At 67.5% G+C, this 18,277-nt stretch carries 17 protein-coding genes; 4 read left to right on the plus strand and 13 right to left on the minus strand.

The genetic code is table 11. The features are described 5' to 3' along the window. The first annotated feature begins 12 nt into the window (after positions 1 to 12). Entirely contained in the window at positions 13 to 762 is a 750-nt protein-coding gene (locus F0U60_RS39110; protein WP_395807389.1) for a 16S rRNA (uracil(1498)-N(3))-methyltransferase, read from the plus strand. A 46-nt stretch (positions 763 to 808) separates the two neighbouring features. Next, complete coding sequence (locus tag F0U60_RS39115; RefSeq protein ID WP_395807391.1) at positions 809 to 2,344, plus strand: aminopeptidase P family protein; 1,536 nt, start codon at positions 809 to 811, stop codon at positions 2,342 to 2,344. A gap of 72 nt (positions 2,345 to 2,416) precedes the next feature. Here F0U60_RS39115 and F0U60_RS39120 read toward each other — a convergent pair whose 3' ends face one another. From F0U60_RS39120 to F0U60_RS39130, 3 genes are read right to left on the minus strand one after another with little or no spacing between them, the layout of a single operon-like run. Further along, positions 2,417 to 2,917 (minus strand): hypothetical protein, encoded by a 501-nt coding sequence (locus tag F0U60_RS39120; protein ID WP_395807393.1) that lies wholly within the window; start codon positions 2,915 to 2,917, stop codon positions 2,417 to 2,419. Between the two features lie 24 nt (positions 2,918 to 2,941). Then, positions 2,942 to 4,222 carry a DUF2914 domain-containing protein gene (locus F0U60_RS39125; protein WP_395807395.1) on the minus strand — a complete coding sequence of 427 codons (1,281 nt, stop codon included), beginning with the start codon at positions 4,220 to 4,222 and terminating at the stop codon, positions 2,942 to 2,944. After that, on the minus strand, positions 4,173 to 4,871 hold the full coding sequence (locus F0U60_RS39130) for a sulfite oxidase-like oxidoreductase (protein WP_395807397.1): 699 nt from the start codon (positions 4,869 to 4,871) through the stop codon (positions 4,173 to 4,175). Before F0U60_RS39130 ends, F0U60_RS39125 begins: the two co-directional genes overlap by 50 nt. A gap of 153 nt (positions 4,872 to 5,024) precedes the next feature. On the opposite strand from F0U60_RS39130, the gene F0U60_RS39135 reads away from it, so the two are divergent. Both F0U60_RS39135 and F0U60_RS39140 read left to right on the plus strand, forming a co-directional pair. Further along, the gene (locus F0U60_RS39135) at positions 5,025 to 5,972 is read left to right on the plus strand and encodes a hypothetical protein (protein WP_395807399.1); all 948 of its coding nucleotides are present in this window, start codon (positions 5,025 to 5,027) and stop codon (positions 5,970 to 5,972) included. Continuing rightward, complete coding sequence (locus F0U60_RS39140; RefSeq protein ID WP_395804454.1) at positions 5,938 to 6,444, plus strand: hypothetical protein; 507 nt, start codon at positions 5,938 to 5,940, stop codon at positions 6,442 to 6,444. The genes F0U60_RS39135 and F0U60_RS39140 overlap by 35 nt, the downstream gene beginning before the upstream one ends. 34 nt (positions 6,445 to 6,478) lie before the next feature. Here the strand turns inward: F0U60_RS39140 and grxD are convergent, their stop codons facing one another. From grxD to clpX, 10 genes are all read right to left on the minus strand, one after another. After that, on the minus strand, positions 6,479 to 6,790 hold the full coding sequence (gene grxD, locus F0U60_RS39145; RefSeq protein ID WP_395807401.1) for a Grx4 family monothiol glutaredoxin: 312 nt from the start codon (positions 6,788 to 6,790) through the stop codon (positions 6,479 to 6,481). 14 nt (positions 6,791 to 6,804) lie between these two features. Then, on the minus strand, positions 6,805 to 7,062 hold the full coding sequence (locus F0U60_RS39150) for a BolA family protein (protein ID WP_203406753.1): 258 nt from the start codon (positions 7,060 to 7,062) through the stop codon (positions 6,805 to 6,807). Next, positions 7,062 to 7,607 (minus strand): YqgE/AlgH family protein, encoded by a 546-nt coding sequence (locus F0U60_RS39155; RefSeq protein WP_395807404.1) that lies wholly within the window; start codon positions 7,605 to 7,607, stop codon positions 7,062 to 7,064. The genes F0U60_RS39150 and F0U60_RS39155 overlap by 1 nt, the downstream gene beginning before the upstream one ends. 81 nt (positions 7,608 to 7,688) lie before the next feature. After that, positions 7,689 to 8,144, minus strand: a complete 456-nt coding sequence (locus F0U60_RS39160; protein ID WP_395807406.1) for a response regulator — start codon at positions 8,142 to 8,144, stop codon at positions 7,689 to 7,691. Between the two features lie 103 nt (positions 8,145 to 8,247). After that, positions 8,248 to 9,063 (minus strand): ABC transporter permease subunit, encoded by an 816-nt coding sequence (locus F0U60_RS39165; RefSeq protein ID WP_395807408.1) that lies wholly within the window; start codon positions 9,061 to 9,063, stop codon positions 8,248 to 8,250. Then, positions 9,060 to 9,944, minus strand: coding sequence for an ABC transporter permease subunit (locus F0U60_RS39170; RefSeq protein ID WP_395807410.1), 885 nt, complete (start codon positions 9,942 to 9,944; stop codon positions 9,060 to 9,062). Before F0U60_RS39170 ends, F0U60_RS39165 begins: the two co-directional genes overlap by 4 nt. 3 nt (positions 9,945 to 9,947) lie before the next feature. After that, entirely contained in the window at positions 9,948 to 11,606 is a 1,659-nt protein-coding gene (locus tag F0U60_RS39175; protein WP_395825655.1) for a peptide ABC transporter substrate-binding protein, read from the minus strand. A gap of 335 nt (positions 11,607 to 11,941) precedes the next feature. Next, positions 11,942 to 14,377, minus strand: a complete 2,436-nt coding sequence (lon, locus tag F0U60_RS39180; protein WP_395807412.1) for an endopeptidase La — start codon at positions 14,375 to 14,377, stop codon at positions 11,942 to 11,944. A 199-nt stretch (positions 14,378 to 14,576) separates the two neighbouring features. Continuing rightward, positions 14,577 to 16,652 carry a prolyl oligopeptidase family protein gene (locus F0U60_RS39185; protein ID WP_395807414.1) on the minus strand — a complete coding sequence of 692 codons (2,076 nt, stop codon included), beginning with the start codon at positions 16,650 to 16,652 and terminating at the stop codon, positions 14,577 to 14,579. A 169-nt stretch (positions 16,653 to 16,821) separates the two neighbouring features. After that, positions 16,822 to 18,102 carry an ATP-dependent Clp protease ATP-binding subunit ClpX gene (gene clpX / locus F0U60_RS39190; protein WP_395807416.1) on the minus strand — a complete coding sequence of 427 codons (1,281 nt, stop codon included), beginning with the start codon at positions 18,100 to 18,102 and terminating at the stop codon, positions 16,822 to 16,824. Between the last annotated feature and the right edge of the window lie 175 nt (positions 18,103 to 18,277).

Genomic DNA, 18,277 nt, shown 5'->3' on the forward strand with positions numbered 1-18,277 from the left:
CAGACAACGTCCGTGAACCTCCTCCTCCTCCAGGACTCCGATTTCCTCCCCGACGGAACCGTGCAGATGACCGGCCGTCGCGCCCAGCACGCCCGCGAGGTGCTCCGCGCCGAGCCCGGGGAGACACTCCGCGTCGGAAAGCTCGGCGGGCTCGTGGGCACGGGTGAGGTGCTGGAGAACACCCCCGGCCTGCTGCGGCTGCGCGTCACCCTCACCGAGCCGCCGCCGCCCCGCGCGGGAGTGGATCTGCTGCTCGCCATTCCCCGCCCCAAGGCCCTCAAGCGCGTGCTGCCCGCCGTGGCCCAGCTCGGCGTGGACCGCGTGGTGCTCGTCAACGCCGCACGCGTGGAGAAGAGCTACTTCGACTCCAAGGTGCTCGCCCCTGACTTCGTCGAGGAGCTCCTCCACCAGGGGCTCGAGCAGGCCCGCGACACCCGGCTCCCGGAGGTGCTCATCCGCGAGCGCTTCCGCCCCTTCGTCGAGGACGAGCTGGACACCGTCTTCGGGACCGAGGCCCTCCGGCTCCTCCCCCACCCACCCGCACGGCAGCCGCTCACCCAAGCAGGCGTTCATGACGCACCGCGCGTAGTGCTGGCGGTGGGACCGGATGGCGGCTGGGTGCCCTTCGAGGCGGAGCTGCTCGAGGCGCATGGCTTCCGCCCGTTCTCACTGGGCCCTCGAATCCTGCGGGTGGAGACGGCTGTTCCCGTCCTCCTGGGACAGTTGGCGCTACTACGAGAGGACACTGAGCGCACGACGTAGCGCATCGGGCTTGAAGGGGCTCGTTCGGTTGTTCAAGAGTCGTCCTATGGCGAAGACGACCCGATCCAAAGCCCAAGCCGTCGCAGTGAACGCGCCGCAGCAGGACGAGGCGCCCGTGCAGCAGCCCATCGTGACTCCCGAGTCCGAGGCGAAGGGAAAGCCCGCCAGCCACGACACGGCACCTCCGCCCGCGTTGCTCGACTTCATGATGCAGGGGTGGAAGCCCCAGAGCGGAAAGGCGCCGCCGAAGTTGAAGAACGCGGATGCCTTCGAGGCCCGCCGCCGGGCGCTCTCCAAGCTCTTCCCGGGCGAGACGCTCGTCATTCCCACCGGCCACGAGAAGGTGCGCGCCAACGACACCTACTACCGCTTCCGGCCGGGCACCGACTTCTACTACCTCACGGGCAACATGGAGCCCGACTGCGTGCTGGTGCTCCAGCCGAGGGAGGACGGTGGCCACACGGACATCCTCTTCGTGGAGCCGAACCCGGGCCGCAGTGACTCCACCTTCTTCACGGATCGCGTGAAGGGCGAGCTATGGGTGGGCCCGCGGCTGGGCGTGAAGGAGAGCCAGGCGCGCTTCGGTGTGCACGAGGCTCGGGGCCTGCCCGAGCTGCAGGGCTACCTGGAGGGACTGAAGGGCGCGGCGACGATGCCCACGCGCGTGCTGCGCGGCCACTCGGCGAAGGTGGACGGCGCGGTGCCCGAGCACGCGGAGCGCGACAAGCAACTGGCCACGGCGCTGTCCGAGATGCGGCTCATCAAGGACAAGCAGGAGGTGCGCGAGCTGGAGGCGGCCATCGACTCGACGCACCGGGGCTTCGAGGACGTCATCCGCCGGCTGAAGCAGGCCCGGAGCGAGCGCGAGGTGGAGGGAGTCTTCAACCTGCGCGCGCGAGTGGAAGGCAACGACGTGGGCTACGGCACCATCGCCGCGGCGGGCCACCACGCGTGCGTGCTGCACTGGACGCGCAACGACGGCGACATCAAGAAGGGCGAGCTGCTGCTGCTGGACGCGGGAGTGGAGGGCAACAGCCTCTACACGGCGGACATCACGCGCACGCTGCCCATCTCCGGGAAGTTCACCAAGGAGCAGCGCGAAATCTACGAGCTGGTGCTGGAGGCGCAGGATCGAGCCATCGACGCGGTGAAGCCGGGCAACGACTTCATGGAGCCGAACCGGGTGGCGATGCGCGTGCTGGCCGAGGGCCTGTACGAGCTGGGGATCCTGAAGGTGAAGCCGGAGGAGGCGCTGAAGGACGAGCACCAGTTCTACAAGCGCTACTCGTTGCACAACGTCAGCCACATGCTGGGCCTGGACGTACACGACTGCGCGCAGGCGCGTCAGGAGGCGTACAAGTACGGCAAGCTGAAGGCGGGGATGGTGCTGACGGTGGAGCCGGGCCTGTACTTCCAGAAGGACGACCTGACGGTGCCGGCGAAGTACCGAGGCATCGGGGTGCGAATCGAGGACGACGTCCTGGTGACGAAGACAGGCTGCCGAGTGCTGTCGGAGGACATCCCGAGGCAGACGAAGGACGTCGAGGAGTGGATGAAGCAAATCTGGAGCGAAAAGCGTTAGACCCTCTCCCTCTGGGAGAGGGCCGGGGTGAGGGTAAGCGCCCCCCGGCTTCCCACCCATGAGCCCCCGCGCCTACTTCAGAGGGCCGGGGGCTCGGTCGTAGCACCCGAGCAACCGCTGCACACGCGCGGGCCCAGGCTGATGCCCCCACTGAACCACGGGGGCACGCAGGAGATACGCCTGAATCTCCACCACCTGAGCGCGCGACACGAGCCCCTGTCGCCTCAAGAGCTGAAGAGCCCCGCAGTCCGCGCCCTCCTCGTCGGAGCCATTCGCGAGCACCGCATGCGTGCACGCATGGCCGAACCAAAAGAACTGCACCGCGGGAGGCAGCCGCGCGAGCAACGCAGGGTTGTACTCAACATGCGCCGGAACCCCGGGCCACGAGGGAAACCACAACCCAACGTCCGCGAGTGAGGAGTTCGGCACGAAGGCCACCGGCGCCCCCGCGGGAGACAAGCAGGACACGGGCACGCCGGCGACTCGAGGGTGGTACGGAGTCACGGGTTGTGCCCAAGCCAGACCCGGAAGCCCCACGAGCACCGCGAGACCCAGGAAGATGTCACGCATCATCACGCTCCCTTGGGCCACGGAGACCTACCCCGCGTCCACCTTGAACTCGCGTTGCGCCGTACTCGTGTCCGGCGTGACAGTAAAGGACAGGCGTCCAATCTCCCGCCCGTCCTCGGTCTCCATGGCGACGCGCCAGTCCCCGGACTTCGGGTTGGTCACATACGCGAAGGTCCGGAAGCCCCGCTCGCGCCCGCCCTGCTCCAGGTACAGGTCATCGTAGGCGTGGAACTCCGTCCAACCCTTCTCCGGGTCGTCGTAGTACCAGCGGATGACGAGCCGAGTACCCCGATCTCCCGCGCGCTGGGGCTTGAAGCTCGCGGGCGCGAAGACACTCGCGAAGAAGTAGACGCGGTCCCCGGGGCGAGCGCGGAAGTCCTGATCCCCACGCTCCCACAGCTTCCACTCGGAGCGCTCGTGAAGCAGCCGGTAGTCCTTGCCCCTCGGGCCCTTCACCACCTCCACGCCGTGGTAGATGCCGCTGGCGAGCATGGACAGAGGCACCGGGGGAATCGCCTTCAGCAGATACAACCCGAGCAGCAGCACCTGGACACCGAGGCCCGGCAGCGCCACGTGACGCAGCGTGCTCCGCCTGTCCCCGCTCCACCAGCGCGCCAGCAGCGTGAGGACCAGGGTCGCCGCGCAGGACAGGCCCGCCGCGACCATGAACAACGTCCCGCTGTAGTAGCCGAGCAGCACCGGCAGCAGGTACGCGAAGTACGAGGTGACGCAGAAACTATAGAGCGCCACGCGCACCACGGGCCCGCGTGCGCGGAAGCGCGGAAGCTCGTTGGCCACCAGCAACCCGAAGACTCCACTGAGGAACAGGAACGCCGTCAGCCCGGAGGCGCTCTTGAAATAGAAGAGCGTGTAGGGGCTCAGCAGGCCGCCGAGGAAGAAGTGCAGCGCGTCCTCCCGGAAGCGCCACACGCGGGCCAACCAGCGGGGAGGCTCCTCGCGCCAGTTCCAGCGCAGTTCCACCAATAGCAGCAGCGACAGCACGCTCAGATACACGCCCTGCTTGGTGAGCACGAACCGGTTGTCGATCCGCGGCAGCGTGGCGATGTCGTAGGCGAAGCTCGCGAAGAAGAAGAGCGCCAGCTCCCACTTCGCATGACGGGCGCGAAAGTCCTTCACCCGCGCCCTGAGCGTGGGCGTCTTCTGCGTCGGAATCAGATCGTCCGGCGCAACGATGTCGGCAGGAGGCGCGGAGACGATACCGAGCGGACCTACGAGCTCCGGGGTGGGGCCCTCGGGCTCAGGCGTAGCGGTCGTCTCTCCAGGGGTGCGCGGTGTTGCTGTAGCCACATCGTTCCCAGAAGCCTGGCGAGTCGTACCGGAGGAACTCGATGCGGCGGATCCACTTCGCCCCCTTCCAGGCATAGAGCTGGGGCGTGATCATCCGCACCGGGCCGCCGTGCTCGCGCGGCAGCGGCTTCCCATTGTACGTGTGCACCAGCAGGACGTCGTCTTTGAGGGCTTCCTCGAGCGACAGGTTGGTGGTGTAACCGTCGTAGGCGTGCGCGAGGATGAACGCCGCCTCGGGCAGCGGCCGAGCGAGCGCCGCCAGCGTGGAGAGCTGCACCCCCACCCACTGTACGTCCATCAGGCTCCAGCCCGTGACGCAGTGGAAGTCGCTGGTGTCCTCGTGCTGCGGCAGCGCCCGGAAGTCCTTCCAGCTCAGCGTGACGGGTTGCTCCACCGCTCCGTTGATGCGCAGCTCCCATGTCTCCAACGTGGGGTGCTCGAACGACGCGCCCAGGTCCAGCACCGGCCACTTGCGCGTCTCCGTCTGCCCTGGCGGCAGCTTGGGCATCCCGTGCCGGTTGGGCGGGCCACTGCCCTGAGGGCGCTCGTCACTCACGCTTGGCGTGCGCTCCATTTTCTCGAGAAAGCGCGCCCTCAGCTTCAGGCGCGCCTCCACGATTCGCTGGAGCTTCTCGTCCTCGGCGGACATGCGGCGCTCCTCAGGCAGACCTGGGGTAGACCCTCACCCCGGCCCTCTCCCAGAGGGCTGAAGAATGCACACGCAGAGGGAGAGAGGGAGCAAGGGGTGGGCAAGCAGGAAGGCGCATGACTTGAGCGGTAGGGTCCGATAGGGAGGCAGCCCATGGACGCTGCCGCATTGTATCTGACGTACGAGGTTCTCTATCCGGCCGGGAGTTTCGGTCCCCAGGACGAGGTGTGGCTGAGGGACAGGCTGCTGCACACCCTTCACCTGATGGAGGGGCAGCCTGGGGTCACCCTCAATCGATTGGGCACCAGCCGGGCGGAGCGAATGGGGGCCTACCGGATGGTGGAGAATGAAGACGTCAGCTTCCAGAGGCTGCTGGAGCCGGCGGCCCAGACAGTGGGCAAGGCGGTGGCACAAGGGCTGGCGGGAGAAGTGGCGCTGTGCGTGCACGACCGGACCGAGGTGGAACTCAGTCACCTGTCCATGAGCGGGGTAGGACAGGTGGGCAACCCCGTCTGTCAGGGCTTCTTCGTGCAGACGGCGTTGGTGGTGCAGACGGACGGCGCCGCCTTTGGAGTGCTGGGAGCGTGCACCTGGGAGCGCCCGGCCGCGCAAAGGGGCAAGGCCAAGAGCAGAAAGCAGCGGCCCTTCGAGCAGAAGGAGAGCGTCTTGTGGTGGCGGGCCCTGGTGGAGGCCGAAGAGCGCGTGGGAGAGCCAGGGCGGCTGCTGCACATCATCGACGCCGAAGGAGACATTTTCGAGTTGCTCTCCCGCGCGACCGGCGAGGGCTTTCAGCTGCTGGTGCGCGCCGGCCAGGACAGGCGAGTGGAGGGGGAAGGGGGGAAGCTGTGGGCCACCCTGGAAGGGTTACCCGTGGTGGGCAGCCGGCCGTTGCACGTGTCGGCCCAGCCAGCCCGGGCCGACAGGGTGGCGCGCACGGCACGCGACGCCACGCTGTCGCTGCGCTATGCCCCCTCACGCTGCTGCCCCCGGGCGCCAGGGTGGGCAGCCGGTGCGGGTGTGGGGCGTACTGGTGCGCGAAGAGGCGCCGCCACAGGGACAGAAAGCCGTGGAGTGGCTGCTGCTGAGCAACGCGCCCATTGAAAGTGAGGAGGCGGCCTGGGGCGCAGTGACGGCCTACCAGAAGAGGTGGGGCATTGAGGAATTGCACAAGGCCCTGAAGACGGGCTGCCGACTGGAGGGGCGTCAGCACGAGGCACGCGAGCACCTGGAGAACCTGCTCGCCCTCACCCTGCTGACCTCCGTCAAGTTGCTGCGCCTGCGCACCCTGAGCCGTACCCTCCCGGATGAGCCCGCCGACGCAGTGCTGGCTCCGGCCGAGGTGCAAGTGCTCCAAGCCATGGCACCCCAACTCTCTCCACGCATGCCCTTGCAAGGGGCGCTGACGCTTCGTCAGGCCCTGCTGCTCATCGCCGCCCTGGGCGGTTACATGGCCAACCCGCAGAAGCGCCCTCCGGGCTGGCTCGTCCTCTGGCGCGGCTACGAACGGCTGCGCGACTACGTCGCGGGCTTCTCCCTTGCCCAGTTCCTTTCCGCCGCCCCCCCGCCTGCCTAGCGTGTGCAATCCTCAGCCCAGAGGGAGAGGGAGCTCACTTGCCGGCGATCAGCTCCGCCAGCTCGCCGCGCTCTTCCAGCTCCATGAGGATGTCCGAGCCTCCCACGAACTTCCCGTTGATGAACACCTGGGGAATCGTGGGCCAGTTGCTGTACTCCTTGATGCCCTGGCGCACCTCGGGGTCGGCCAGCACGTCCACCGTGTGCACCTCTCCGTGCTGCTGCAGGATCTGCAGCGCGCGCGCGGAGAAACCGCACTGCGGGAACAGCGCGTTGCCCTTCATGAAGAGGACAACCTTGTGGTTGCGGATGTCGTTGTCGAAACGAGCCTTCAGTTCCGGAGTCATCGTCAGCTACCTCGTCAGCGAGACCCGAGCTTCTTCCACTGCTCGGGCGAATAGGTCTTGAGCGCGAGCGCATGCAGCTCGCCGGTCTTCAGCCAGTCCTGGAGCGGCGCGTACACCATCTGGTGCTGTTCCACCATGGACTTGCCGGCAAAGGAGGGGCTCACCACGCGGGCCTCGAAGTGGTCTCCGGTTCCGGTGGTGTCGCGCACCTCCACCTCCGAGCCGGGGAGCGCGCCGAGAATCCGCTGGTGGATGGCATTCGGGTCGAGCATCAGTTCAGTCCCTTTCCCTTCAGGAGCATCGCGGGATCCACGCCCATGCTCTTGAGGGTGTGGTCCCAGAGCAGGCCGGGGTCGCCTTCTAGCACAGGCCGGGCAGACGCCTCGGCATAGAGCCAGGAGCCGGAGGCAACCTCGCTCTCCAGTTGATTGGGACCCCAGCCGGCGTAGCCCAGGCAGAAGCGCAGGTGGACGCCCGGGTCCTTCAGCAGGGGACCGAGCGTGTCCAGCGTGAGACTGAGGTAGAGGCCGGGCACCACCTCGTGCTTCTCCGTCACATGCTCGTTGTCATGGAGGAGGAAGCCCCGGTGGTTCTCCACGGGGCCCCCGAGGAAGACGGGTTGGCCCGTGCGCTCGGGGGCGATGGTGAGGGACTGGTTCTTCGCCAGGTCCCCCAGGGTCAGAGAAGCCCCCCGGTTGATGATCAGCCCCATGGAGCCGGACTCGCCGTGCTCGAGCATGAGGATGACCGACCGCCGGAAGTTGGAGTCCGTCAGTTGTGGCATGGCCACGAGAAGGCCGGGAGCAAGTGTCTGCACAGAGGAAGTGTCGACGCTTCCCTCCCTCCGCGCAACCGATTCGTACCCGAGCCTTGGACTGAGGACAGACGGGTTTCAGCCTCAGTGCCAGCTGGTGTGTCGGGACTGCAGCGCCTGGGCGAGCTTCTCCGGCGCCAGCGGCTTGCCGATGAACAGATCGGCGCCCAGACCCTTGCACTTGCGAGCCATGGACGCATCGCTCATGGCGCTCACGCCGATGAGGACGGCCTGGGGGAACTTCTCGCGCAGGCGGGTCATCAGGTTGGTGCCACTGCGCCCGGGCAGGAAGACGTCCACGATGGCCGCGTCCATGCGCTTGTTGCGCACGGCGAACTCGGCCTCCTCGGCGCTGCCCACGGGCAGGGGCGCGTAGCCCCACTGCGTCAGCAGCTCCACCAGCAGCTCGCGGTGGGCGGGATCGTCCTCGACGATCAGGACCGAGCCCCTGACGGGTTCCAGCTTCAGGCTGTCGTCTTCTCGGGTCCTGGAGCGGGTATGACCCGTGGCGATGGGAAGCTCCTCGTTGGCGATGGACATGGCAACCTTGGGAAAGAGAGGGGTGTTCGTGTGGTGGCAACGTCCACACCCGTGCTCGAAATTCCACACTCGCATCGGCTGAGAGGGCGAGCCGCTGCACCCCTCAGACGCGGCGCGTCCCGGCCCCGAGTGCTTGAGAGGCCAGCGAGGCGCCAAGCACGAGCAACACCAGCAGTCCCCACGCGGGTAGCACCACCCGTGCACCGCCCTCGTAGATGAGGGCCGCGTAGCTGGTGCCGAGGTAGCGGCCGAGCGACATGGGCTCCATCCGGGCGATGCCGAAGAAGCTGACCGTGGACTCGGTGAGGATGGCGGTCGGCAGGCGGCTGAGGAAGACGGCGAGCACGAAGGGGCGCAGCGCGGGCCAGAGGTGCACGCGCAGCAAGTGCCAGCGTCCGGCGCCGAGGGCCCGCGAGGCGGCGATGAACTCCTGTCCCTCCAACGTGGCCAAACGGTTGCGGAACATGCGCGCTGGGCCCGCCCACCCCACCAGAGCCAGAGACACCACCATGAGCCCGAAGGGGCCCAGGCCGCCCGCGTGGCCCGCATCCAGCATCGATTGGCCGGCGAGCTGCAGCACCATCACCACCAGGACGTCCGGCAGCGCGAAGACGGCGTCCACCGCGCGCAGGATTTGGTGCTCCAGCGAGCCTCCCACCGCGCGCGCGAGCATGGCCACACTGAGCCCCAGCACGGTGGAGAGCGCACCGGCGGCCAGTCCTACGGCCAGTGAGACCCACAGGCCCCCGAATGCCAGCTCGCACACCGAGCGATCGGGATAAGTGGGGTCCATGCCCAGCGGACAGGTGCGAGCGAGCGCCTCGGGGAAGACGCGGGCGGCGAGCCAGCTCGCGAGGCCCAGGCCCACGAGCAGCACGAGTCCTACCCAGGCCCGCTTGGGTACGCGGCGCGCGCTCATGTCCGGGCCTCCCGCGCACGAGGGTCCACGAAGAGCCGCACGAGCTCCACCACGAGCCCGACGATGACAAGCAGCGAGGCGAAGACGGTCGTAGCCACCACCACCACGGCCACCTGTTTCTGCAGCACGGCGAGGACGTAGAGCTGGCCGAAGTACGGCAGGCCGAAGACGCGCTCGGCGGCGAAGGAGCCAGCGAGCAACGCGGTGGCCACGGGACCCACGGCATCCAGGAGCGCAGGCAGCACGTTGGGCAGCACGTGGCGCCACAGCACGGCGCGCGGGGACAGGCCCTTGCCGCGAGCGGTGCGCACGTAGTCGCGGGCCAGCTCCGTCTCGAGAGCATCCGCCACCAGGGTGCCGAGGAAGATGCCCGGCCACACGGAGATGACGAGCGCGGCGGACAGCTCGGGCAGCAGGTGCCCGCGCTCCACGACGGCGGGCGCGAGCAGCAGCGCGGGGATGAAGACGGGGGTACCGAAGGCCACGGCGGGCAGCGCGTCCCCGAGGAGCGAGAGCCGGCTGCGCTTCCACCGGGAGCGGAGCAGCGCGAAGGCAAGGGCCCACCCGAGCGCGAGAACCAGGGCGACCAGTCCCACGCCCACGCTGCCAGAGAGCTTCCACAGCAGCTCATCGCCGGTGACGCCCTGGGCGCTGGTGCCCAAACGCTCGCCTCGGAAGAGCTTCTCCCACGGGCGCAGGAAGCCGAGCGGCTGTCCCAGGCCGAGGTCCCTCCGGTAGGACGCGAGCACCTCCGGAGCCACCTGGCGCTTGGCGTCGTCCGCGGTGGTGAGCGGCAGCGCGGCCATGAGGAAGTAGGAGGCAATCGCGACAATGGGCACGAGCACCAACTGCCGGCCGAGTCGGACGAGCGCGGGAGACATGACTCAGCGCGCCTCCGCCACGGTCCCATCCAGGCGCAGCTCGCGCAGGGAGAGGAAGTTGAAGGGGTCCACGTCCACGCCGTGCAGGGAGGCCCGCGCTCGGAAGTAACGATCCGGGTGGTAGATCGGCGCGATGACGGCCATCTCGTCGAGGAGCACCGCCTGGGCCTGGCCATAGAGGGCGCGCGAGCGGGCCTCGTCGGGCTCGGCGTCGGCCTCGTCCAGCAGCTTCTCGAAGCGGTCCATGGGCTCGCCGCCCTTCTGCGTCTCCCAGCCCGACTGGTGCAGCCCCGTGCGCTCGAAGAGGGTGAAGAAGGTGTTGGGGTGCGCGTAGTCCGCGCCCAGGCGGCGCATGTAGAGATCGTAGGCCCGCGGGCCCTCGGCGGTGCGGCGGGACACCTCGGCGGTGAAGTCCGAGCGCGCATCCACCGTGACGCGTACGCCCACCGCGGCGAGCTGCGCGGCCAGGCGCTCGGCGATGGCCACCTCGGGCACGAAGGAGTCACCCGCCTTGTAGACAAGCCGCAACGGTCGGTCCAACCCGGGGACTCCGGCCAATTCCGCGCGGGCCCGCTCGGGCTCGAAGTGGGGCAGGCTCGCGGCCTCCTCGGGCGAGGCAGCACCGGGCAGCTCAGGCGGGAGGAGGACGTGGCTGGGGCGCGCGGCGGGCAGCAGGCCCTTCATGAGGGCCTCGCGGTCGATCGCCCGGGCGATGGCACGGCGCACCTCGGGCCTGTCGAGCGGAGGGCGCTCGGTGTTGAAGACGAGGAAGTAGGTGGAGAGGAGCGGCTCGCGCTGGAGGTCGTCCGGACGGCGGCCCTGGAGGGCCACGGCGCTGTCCACGAAGACGAAGTCCACCCGACCGCGCTCGTAGAGGGCGGGGCCAATCTCCGACTTCAGCAGGGTGAGCACGGGCGCGGGGCGCTCACCGGGTCCGAGCGGCGGCTGGAAGGCGGAGTGCGGGTTATGGACGAGCCGCACGCGCTCGCCGGCGCGGTCCCAGTTCTCCACGCGGTACGGGCCGAGAGCCAGGGGGTGACCGTCTCGAGGCCGGTCGAAGTAGTCACGCACCTCTTCCTCGGACTTGCCGGCGAGGACAGCGGAGGGCGTGGGGAAGAACAGGTAGACGTTGGCGAGCCGCGCGAGGAAGTAGCTGCGAGGCCGGGCCAGGGTGACGCGCAGGGTATGCGGGTCGAGCGCCTCGACGCCGACGCGAGCCAGAGCGGCCTGGAGCTGCTCGGAGGAAGCGCCCTGCTCCTGGAGGGCGAACACCTCCTCGGCACCGGCGAGGTCCCCCATCTCTCCGCGCTCGCGGCCCAGGAGGGCGCGGTGCCAGCCCAGGACGAAGTCCTGGGCGATGAGCGGAGTGACACCATCGGACCAGCGCACATCGTGGCGGAGGTGGAAGGTGTAGACCTCCTGACCATCGAGGCGGAGGGAGCGCTCCCAACGCTCGGCGAGCCCGGGCTGGACGGAGTGGTCCGGCGCGAGCGTGGTGAGCCCTCGCTGGGTAGCGAGCATGACGGGGTAGTTGGCCCAGCTGGAGGGATCGGAGTAGCTCCAGTCGAGCGTGGTGGGCATCGCGGGGACGACGACCTTGATACCGGGTTCGGGCTGGAAGCCGCACCGGCAGCCCCCGGCCACGAGGACCAGGACGAGCATCAAGGCGAGTCGAGACGAGCGCACGAGGGGGGCCACTGGGACGGGGTTGTACCGCGTCAGTGCAGGTACGTGGGTTCCCGAATGAGCCCCCTCCCCTCTCCCCCCGGGAGAGGGACGGGGTGAGGGTAACTCGCTTCCCTGGTTGCCCAGGTGTTCCCCCTGTTCAGCCTGGGCTCATGTCACTGGGGCACCCGAGAGTGAACGCGGGAAGGAACACGGGACCGGATACCCTCACCCTGACCCTCTCCCGGAGGGAGAGGGAAGGAAGAAGAACGGGCCCCAGGGAACTCCCCGGGGCCCGCGATTCACTTCACCGATTCAACCCGTGGCCGTCACTACGCCGGAGCAGCGGCGGCCGGAGCGGCCTCGGGAGCCTTCTGCTGCTCCGTCTTGCGGCCGAACTCCTCGGGCTTCTCGAGGACCAGGGCCTCGCGCAGCACGTCGTCCACGAACTCCACGGGGACGATGCGCAGCTGGGCGCGGATCTTCTTCGGGATGTCCTTCAGGTCCTTCTTGTTGGCCTTCGGGATGAGGACCGTCTTGATGCCCGCGCGGTGGGCGGCCAGGGTCTTCTCCTTCAGGCCGCCGATGGGCAGCACCCGGCCACGTAGGGTGATCTCACCCGTCATGGCCACGTCCTTGCGCACCTGCACGCGGGTGAGCGCGGACACGAGCGCGGTGCACATGGTCACACCGGCCGACGGACCGTCCTTCGGGATGGCGCCCTCGGGCAGGTGCACGTGGATGTCGTAGTTCTCGAACATCTTGCGGTCGATCCCGAACCGCTCGGCGCGCGAGCGCACGTACGACATGGCCGCCTGAGCCGACTCCTGCATCACCTCGCCCAGCTTACCGGTGATGATGAGCTTGCCCTTGCCCGGCATGACGGTGGCCTCGGTGGTGAGGATCTCCCCGCCCATCTCCGTCCAGGCCAGACCGGTGACGATGCCCACCTGGTCCTCGCGCTCGGCCACGCCGTAGCGGAAGCGCGGGGTGCCCAGGTACTTCATCGCCTGCTTGCGATCGACCACGATGTCGCGCTTGCCGTTCTTCAGGATGTCGCGCGCGATCTTCCGGTACACGCCGCCGATCTCACGCTCCAGCGAGCGCACACCCGACTCACGCGTGTAGCGGTGGATGATGGTCCGCAGCGCGTCGTTGGTGATCTCGATCTTCAGCTCGGACAGGCCGTTGGCCTCCTGCTCCTTGGGGATCAGGTAGCGCCGGGCGATGTTGAGCTTCTCGGGCTCGGTGTAGCCCGCGATCCGGATGACCTCCATGCGGTCCTGCAGCGGACCGGGGATGTTGTGCATCGTGTTCGCGGTGCAGATGAACATCACCTTCGACAGGTCGTAGTCCAGGTCGAGGTAGTGGTCGTTGAAGTTGTGGTTCTGCTCGGGGTCCAGCACCTCCAGCAGCGCCGCGCTCGGGTCGCCGCGGAAGTCGGTGGACATCTTGTCGATCTCATCGAGCAGGAAGACGGGGTTGTTGCTGCCCGCCTTCTTCAGCGACTGGATGAGCTTGCCCGGCATGGCGCCGATGTACGTGCGCCGGTGGCCGCGGATTTCCGCCTCGTCACGCACGCCGCCCAGGGACAGACGCACGAACTTGCGGCCGGTGGCGCGAGCGATGGAGCGCGCCAGCGACGTCTTACCGACGCCCGGGGGGCCCACGAAGCAGAGCACGGGGCCCTTGAGCTTCTTCACCAGCTGCTGCACGGCCAGGTACTCGAGGATGCGCTCCTTGGGGCGCTTGAGGCCGTAGTGGTCCTCGTTGAGCACCCGCTCGGCCTCGACGACATCCAGCCGATCCTGCGTCTCCTCGTACCAGGGCAGGCTGATGATCCAGTCGATGTAGTTGCGAACGACGGTGGCCTCGGCGCTCATCGGGCTCATCATCCGGAGCTTCTTCAGCTCCTTCTTGACCTTGAGCGTGGCCTCCTTGCTCATCCGCTTGTTCTTGAGCTTCTCCTCGATCTCCTGGATCTCGTTCTTGAACTCGTCGCGCTCACCCAGCTCCTTCTGAATGGCCTGCATCTGCTCATTCAGGTAGTACTCCTTCTGGGTCTTCTCCATCTGCTTCTTGACGCGGGTGCGGATCTTCTTCTCGACCTGCAGTATCTCGATCTCGCCCTGCATCAGCTCGTAGAGCTTCTCCAGCCGCTTGGCCGGGCTCTCGGTCTCGAGCAGCGCCTGCTTGTCGTTCAGCTTGAGCGACAGGTGCGCGACGATGGTGTCGGCGAGCCGCGCCGGGTCATCGATGCTCGCCACCTGCATGAGCATCTCGGGGGGAATCCGCTTGTTGAGCTTGACGAAGGCCTCGAAGACCGAGTGCACGCTGCGCACGAGCGCCTCGAGCTCGACGGACTTCTCGCTCTGCTCCTCGACGTCCTCCACCTCGACCATGAAGAAGGCGTCGTTGGGCATGAACCGCTTGACCTTCGCGCGGCGCACACCTTCCACGAGCACCTTCACCGTGCCGTCGGGTAGCGGGAGGAGCTGGATGACGTGCCCGATGGTCCCGAAGTGGAAGATGTCATCCGACGTCGGATCGTTCGTCTTGGCCTTCTTCTGGGCGGCCAGGAGGATGACGGCCTTGTCATCGGGGCCCTTGTGCGCCATCGCGTCCTTCAGCGCCGCGATGGACTTCTCCCGGCCGACGAACAGCGGGACCACCATGTGCGGGAACACGATGATGTCGCGCAGCGGAAGGAGCGGCACCGTGCTCCCACGCTTCTGGGCATCCCTCTTGTCGTCTCGTCCGAAGAACATGTATTCGCCACCTGCCTGCTTGCCACCCGTGGGCGCAAGCCCCTGGAATGTTGCTCGCCCGCACCACAAGAGTACGAACGAGTTGAAGACGGTCTCTATAACACGGCCCCTTCGGCGGCCGTTCCCCGCGTGAAAGATGGGGAACGTTGGCCTGCAAGCAAGGGAACACCTTGGGGCCTTCGGGTGTCCGGCCGGTGCTTTAGCGGCCCCACGTTGCGCTCGCAGCGGATGCAATGATGTCCGCCCGGACACCAAGTACACCAAAAAGAAAGCCGTAGAGGTCCACGCTGGATTCAATGGCCTTGGCCACCTGGTCCGCTCCGCCGTGGCCCGCGTTGGCCTCAATACGTAACAGCGTGGGAGCCTCCTGGCCCGTGTTCTGCACGGCCGCCACGAACTTGCGCGCATGCAAGGGATCCACCCGGTCATCATGGTCCGAGCCCATCATCAGGAGGGCTGGGTAGCGCACGCCGGGCCGCACGTGATGGTAGGGCGAGTAGGCATAAAGCACCTGGAAATCCTCGGGGTTTTCGGCGGAGCCGTACTCGGGAATCCACGTCTTGCCGCTGCCGAACAGGTGATAACGCACCATGTCTAACAGGGGTACCTGGCACACCACCGCGCCATACAGCTCCGGGCGCTGGGTCATCGCGGCCCCCACCAGCAGGCCGCCGTTGCTCCCTCCGGAGATGGCCAGCTTCCCGGGCCGGGTGTACCCCTCTCGGATGAGGAACTCGGCCGCGGCGTGGAAGTCATCGAAGACGTTCTGCTTGCGGTGCAGGCGTCCGGAGTCGTGCCACTCCTTGCCGTACTCCCCGCCGCCCCGGAGGTTGGCCACGGCGTACACCCCCCCCGCGTCCAGCCACGGGTAGATGCTGGAGCGGAAGCTCGGCAGCAGGCTCACGTTGAAGCCGCCATAGCCGTAGAGCAGCACCGGGTTGTTGCCGTCCTTCTTCAGGTCCTTGCGGTGCACCAGGAAGAGGGGCACCCGCGTGCCGTCCTTGGAGCGGAAGAAGGCCTGTTCGACGGTGTAGCGCTCGGGCTGGATGGGCAGCTCCACCCGGGCCCAGAGCTCCACGTGCCCGGTGGACACGGAGGTCTTGTAGACCTGCGGCGGGGTACTGAAGGAGCTGAAGACGAACCAGGCCTCGTCCCGATCCTCTAGGCCGTACAGGTTGCTCGCCGCTCCCACGCCCGGCAGCGCCACGTCGCGCACCGGCTTGCCGTCCAGCGTCACCACGCGAACGCGGGTGGTGGCGTCCTTCAGGTACTCCAGCGCCAGGTGGCCGCCCACGATGTTGACGCCCTGAAGCGACGCCGAGGGGTCCTCGGGGACGAGCTCCGTCCAGGCCGAGCGCTCGGGCCGCTCGGGCGACACCTTGAAGACGCGCTGCAGGGGGGCCCCCTCGTCGGTGAGGACGTAGAACCTGTCCTCCCAGACGTCGACCGAGTACTTCGCTCCCTCGCCCTTCACCAGCAGGCGGAAGTCCTTCTCCCCTACCCGCTTCCACCAGACGTCGTTCTCGTTCCAGCCGCGGGTGACGTAGACGAAGAGGTACTTGCCATCCCGGCTGACGCCTCCATTGAGGAACGTCTTCGGGTCCCCGGTCCGCGGGTGCACCAGGGGATCCGAGCGAGGATCCGTGCCCAGCCGGTGCAGGCGCAGCTCGGTGTAGCCGGGCCGCTCGGCCACGGGGATGGACGGGTCCGTGGGCAGCCACGCGTAGTAGAAGGATTGGTTGTCCGGCGTCCAACTCGGAGAGGCGTACTTGGCCCCTTCGATGACGTCCACCTCGCTCCACTTCCCCGAGTCCACGTCCAGCACGTGGAGGATGGCCTCATCCGCCGCGTTGGGCTTGCGCGAGAAGGCCAGCTTCCGGCCGTCCCACGAGGGCGCCCATAGGCCGAGCGACACCGTGCCGTCCGTGCTCCAGGTGTTGGGGTCGAGCAGCACCCGCTCCTCCCCCTTCTCCCCCTCGCGCCAGTAGAGGACGGCCTTCTCCTTGTCCTTGTGGGTGCGGACGTAGAAGTAGCGATTGCCGCGCACCGCCGGCGCGGACATCGACTCCACGTAGAAGAGCTCGGTGAAGCGTTGCCGCAGTGCCTCGCGGCCGGGGAACCGGGAGAGGTACTCCCGGGTGAAGGCGTCCTGGGCCTTCATCCACGCCTGGACCTCGGGGGACTTCTCGTCCTCGAGCCACCGGTACGGGTCCGCTACCTTCACCCCGTGCAGGGTGTCCACCACCGCCTCGGCCCTCGTGGACGGGTAGTTCATCCGCTTCGTCTCCATGGGTGGGACAGCAGATAAAGCAACGCCCCCGTCCATCCCACGAAAAGTGTGGGAGGGGCGAGGGCGTTCGTGCGGAGTGCTGGGGTACGGGCCCGGATGGGGGCCACATTCCCTCACCCCGACCCTCTCCCAGAGGGAGAGGGAGGGTGGGTGACTACGCGCTCTCCTTCTTGGGCTCCGCTTCCTTGTTGTCCTGGGAGTGGAGCACCACCGGCTCGCTCTTCTTGAGGATGACCTCCTCGGAGATGACGACCTCGCGGGCCGTCTTCCGAGAGGGCAGCTCGTACATCACGTCCAGCATCGCGCTCTCGAGGATGGAGCGCAGGCCGCGAGCGCCCGCCTTGCGGCGGATGGCCTCGGAGGCAATCGCCTTGAGCGCCCCGTCCGTGAACTTCAGCGAGATGCCGTCCAGATCGAAGAGCTTCTTGTACTGCTTCGTCAGCGCGTTCTTCGGCTGGCTCAGGATGTTCACCAGCGCCGGCTCATCCAGCTCCTCGAGCGCCGTGACGATCGGCAGACGGCCGATGAACTCCGGAATCATGCCGAACTTCAGCAGGTCCTCCGGCTCCACGTGCTTGAGCAGCTCCGTGAGGTTGCGCTGCTTCTTGGACTGGATGTCCGCGCCGAAGCCCAGGCTGCGGCCACCGAGCCGCCGCTCGATGATCTGCTCCAGCCCGCCGAAGGCACCGCCGCAGATGAACAGGATGTTCGTCGTGTCCACCTGCAGGAACTCCTGCTGCGGGTGCTTGCGGCCCCCCTTGGGCGGCACGTTGGCGATGGTGCCCTCGATGATCTTCAGCAGAGCCTGCTGCACGCCCTCGCCCGACACGTCGCGGGTGATGGAGGGGTTCTCCGACTTGCGGGCGATCTTGTCGATCTCGTCGATGTAGACGATGCCGCGCTGGGCCCGCTCGATGTCGTGGTCCGCCGCCTGGAGCAGGTTGACGATGATGTTCTCAACGTCCTCACCCACGTAGCCGGCCTCGGTGAGGCACGTGGCGTCCGCGATGGTGAAGGGCACGTTGAGGATGCGCGCGAGCGTCTGCGCCAGCAGCGTCTTGCCGCTACCGGTGGGGCCGAGCAGAAGGATGTTGCTCTTCTGCAGCTCCACATCGTCCATGGCCACCTTGGACTCGATGCGCTTGTAGTGGTTGTGCACGGCCACCGAGAGCGTCTTCTTCGCGCGCTCCTGGCCCACCACGTACTCGTCGAGGATGGCCTTGATCTCACTGGGCCGCGGGATGCGCAGCTTGGTGTCCTTGGTCTCCTCGCGGTCGATCTCCTCCGCGATGATGTCGTTGCACAGTCCAATGCACTCGTCGCAGATGTAGACCGTCGGTCCCGCGATGAGCTTCTTCACCTCTTTCTGCGACTTGCCGCAGAAGGAACAGCAGAGGGACTGGTTGTCTCGCTTCTCCACGTTCTTACCCGCCATGTATGCCCTCGCTGCAACTGCCTGGAGGTGCGCTGTCCGACCGGCCCCGCCCCCCCTGCCTACAGCCAATCTAGTCAGCCCCCTTCCGGGGCGTCCACGCGCTTGCGGGGTACTTAACACCCCAAAACATCCAGCGCAGAAAACAGAAGCCGGAGACGCGGTGCATCATTCCCCG

The organism is Archangium minus, from assembly GCF_044360475.1.
Taxonomy (GTDB): domain Bacteria; phylum Myxococcota; class Myxococcia; order Myxococcales; family Myxococcaceae; genus Archangium; species Archangium minus.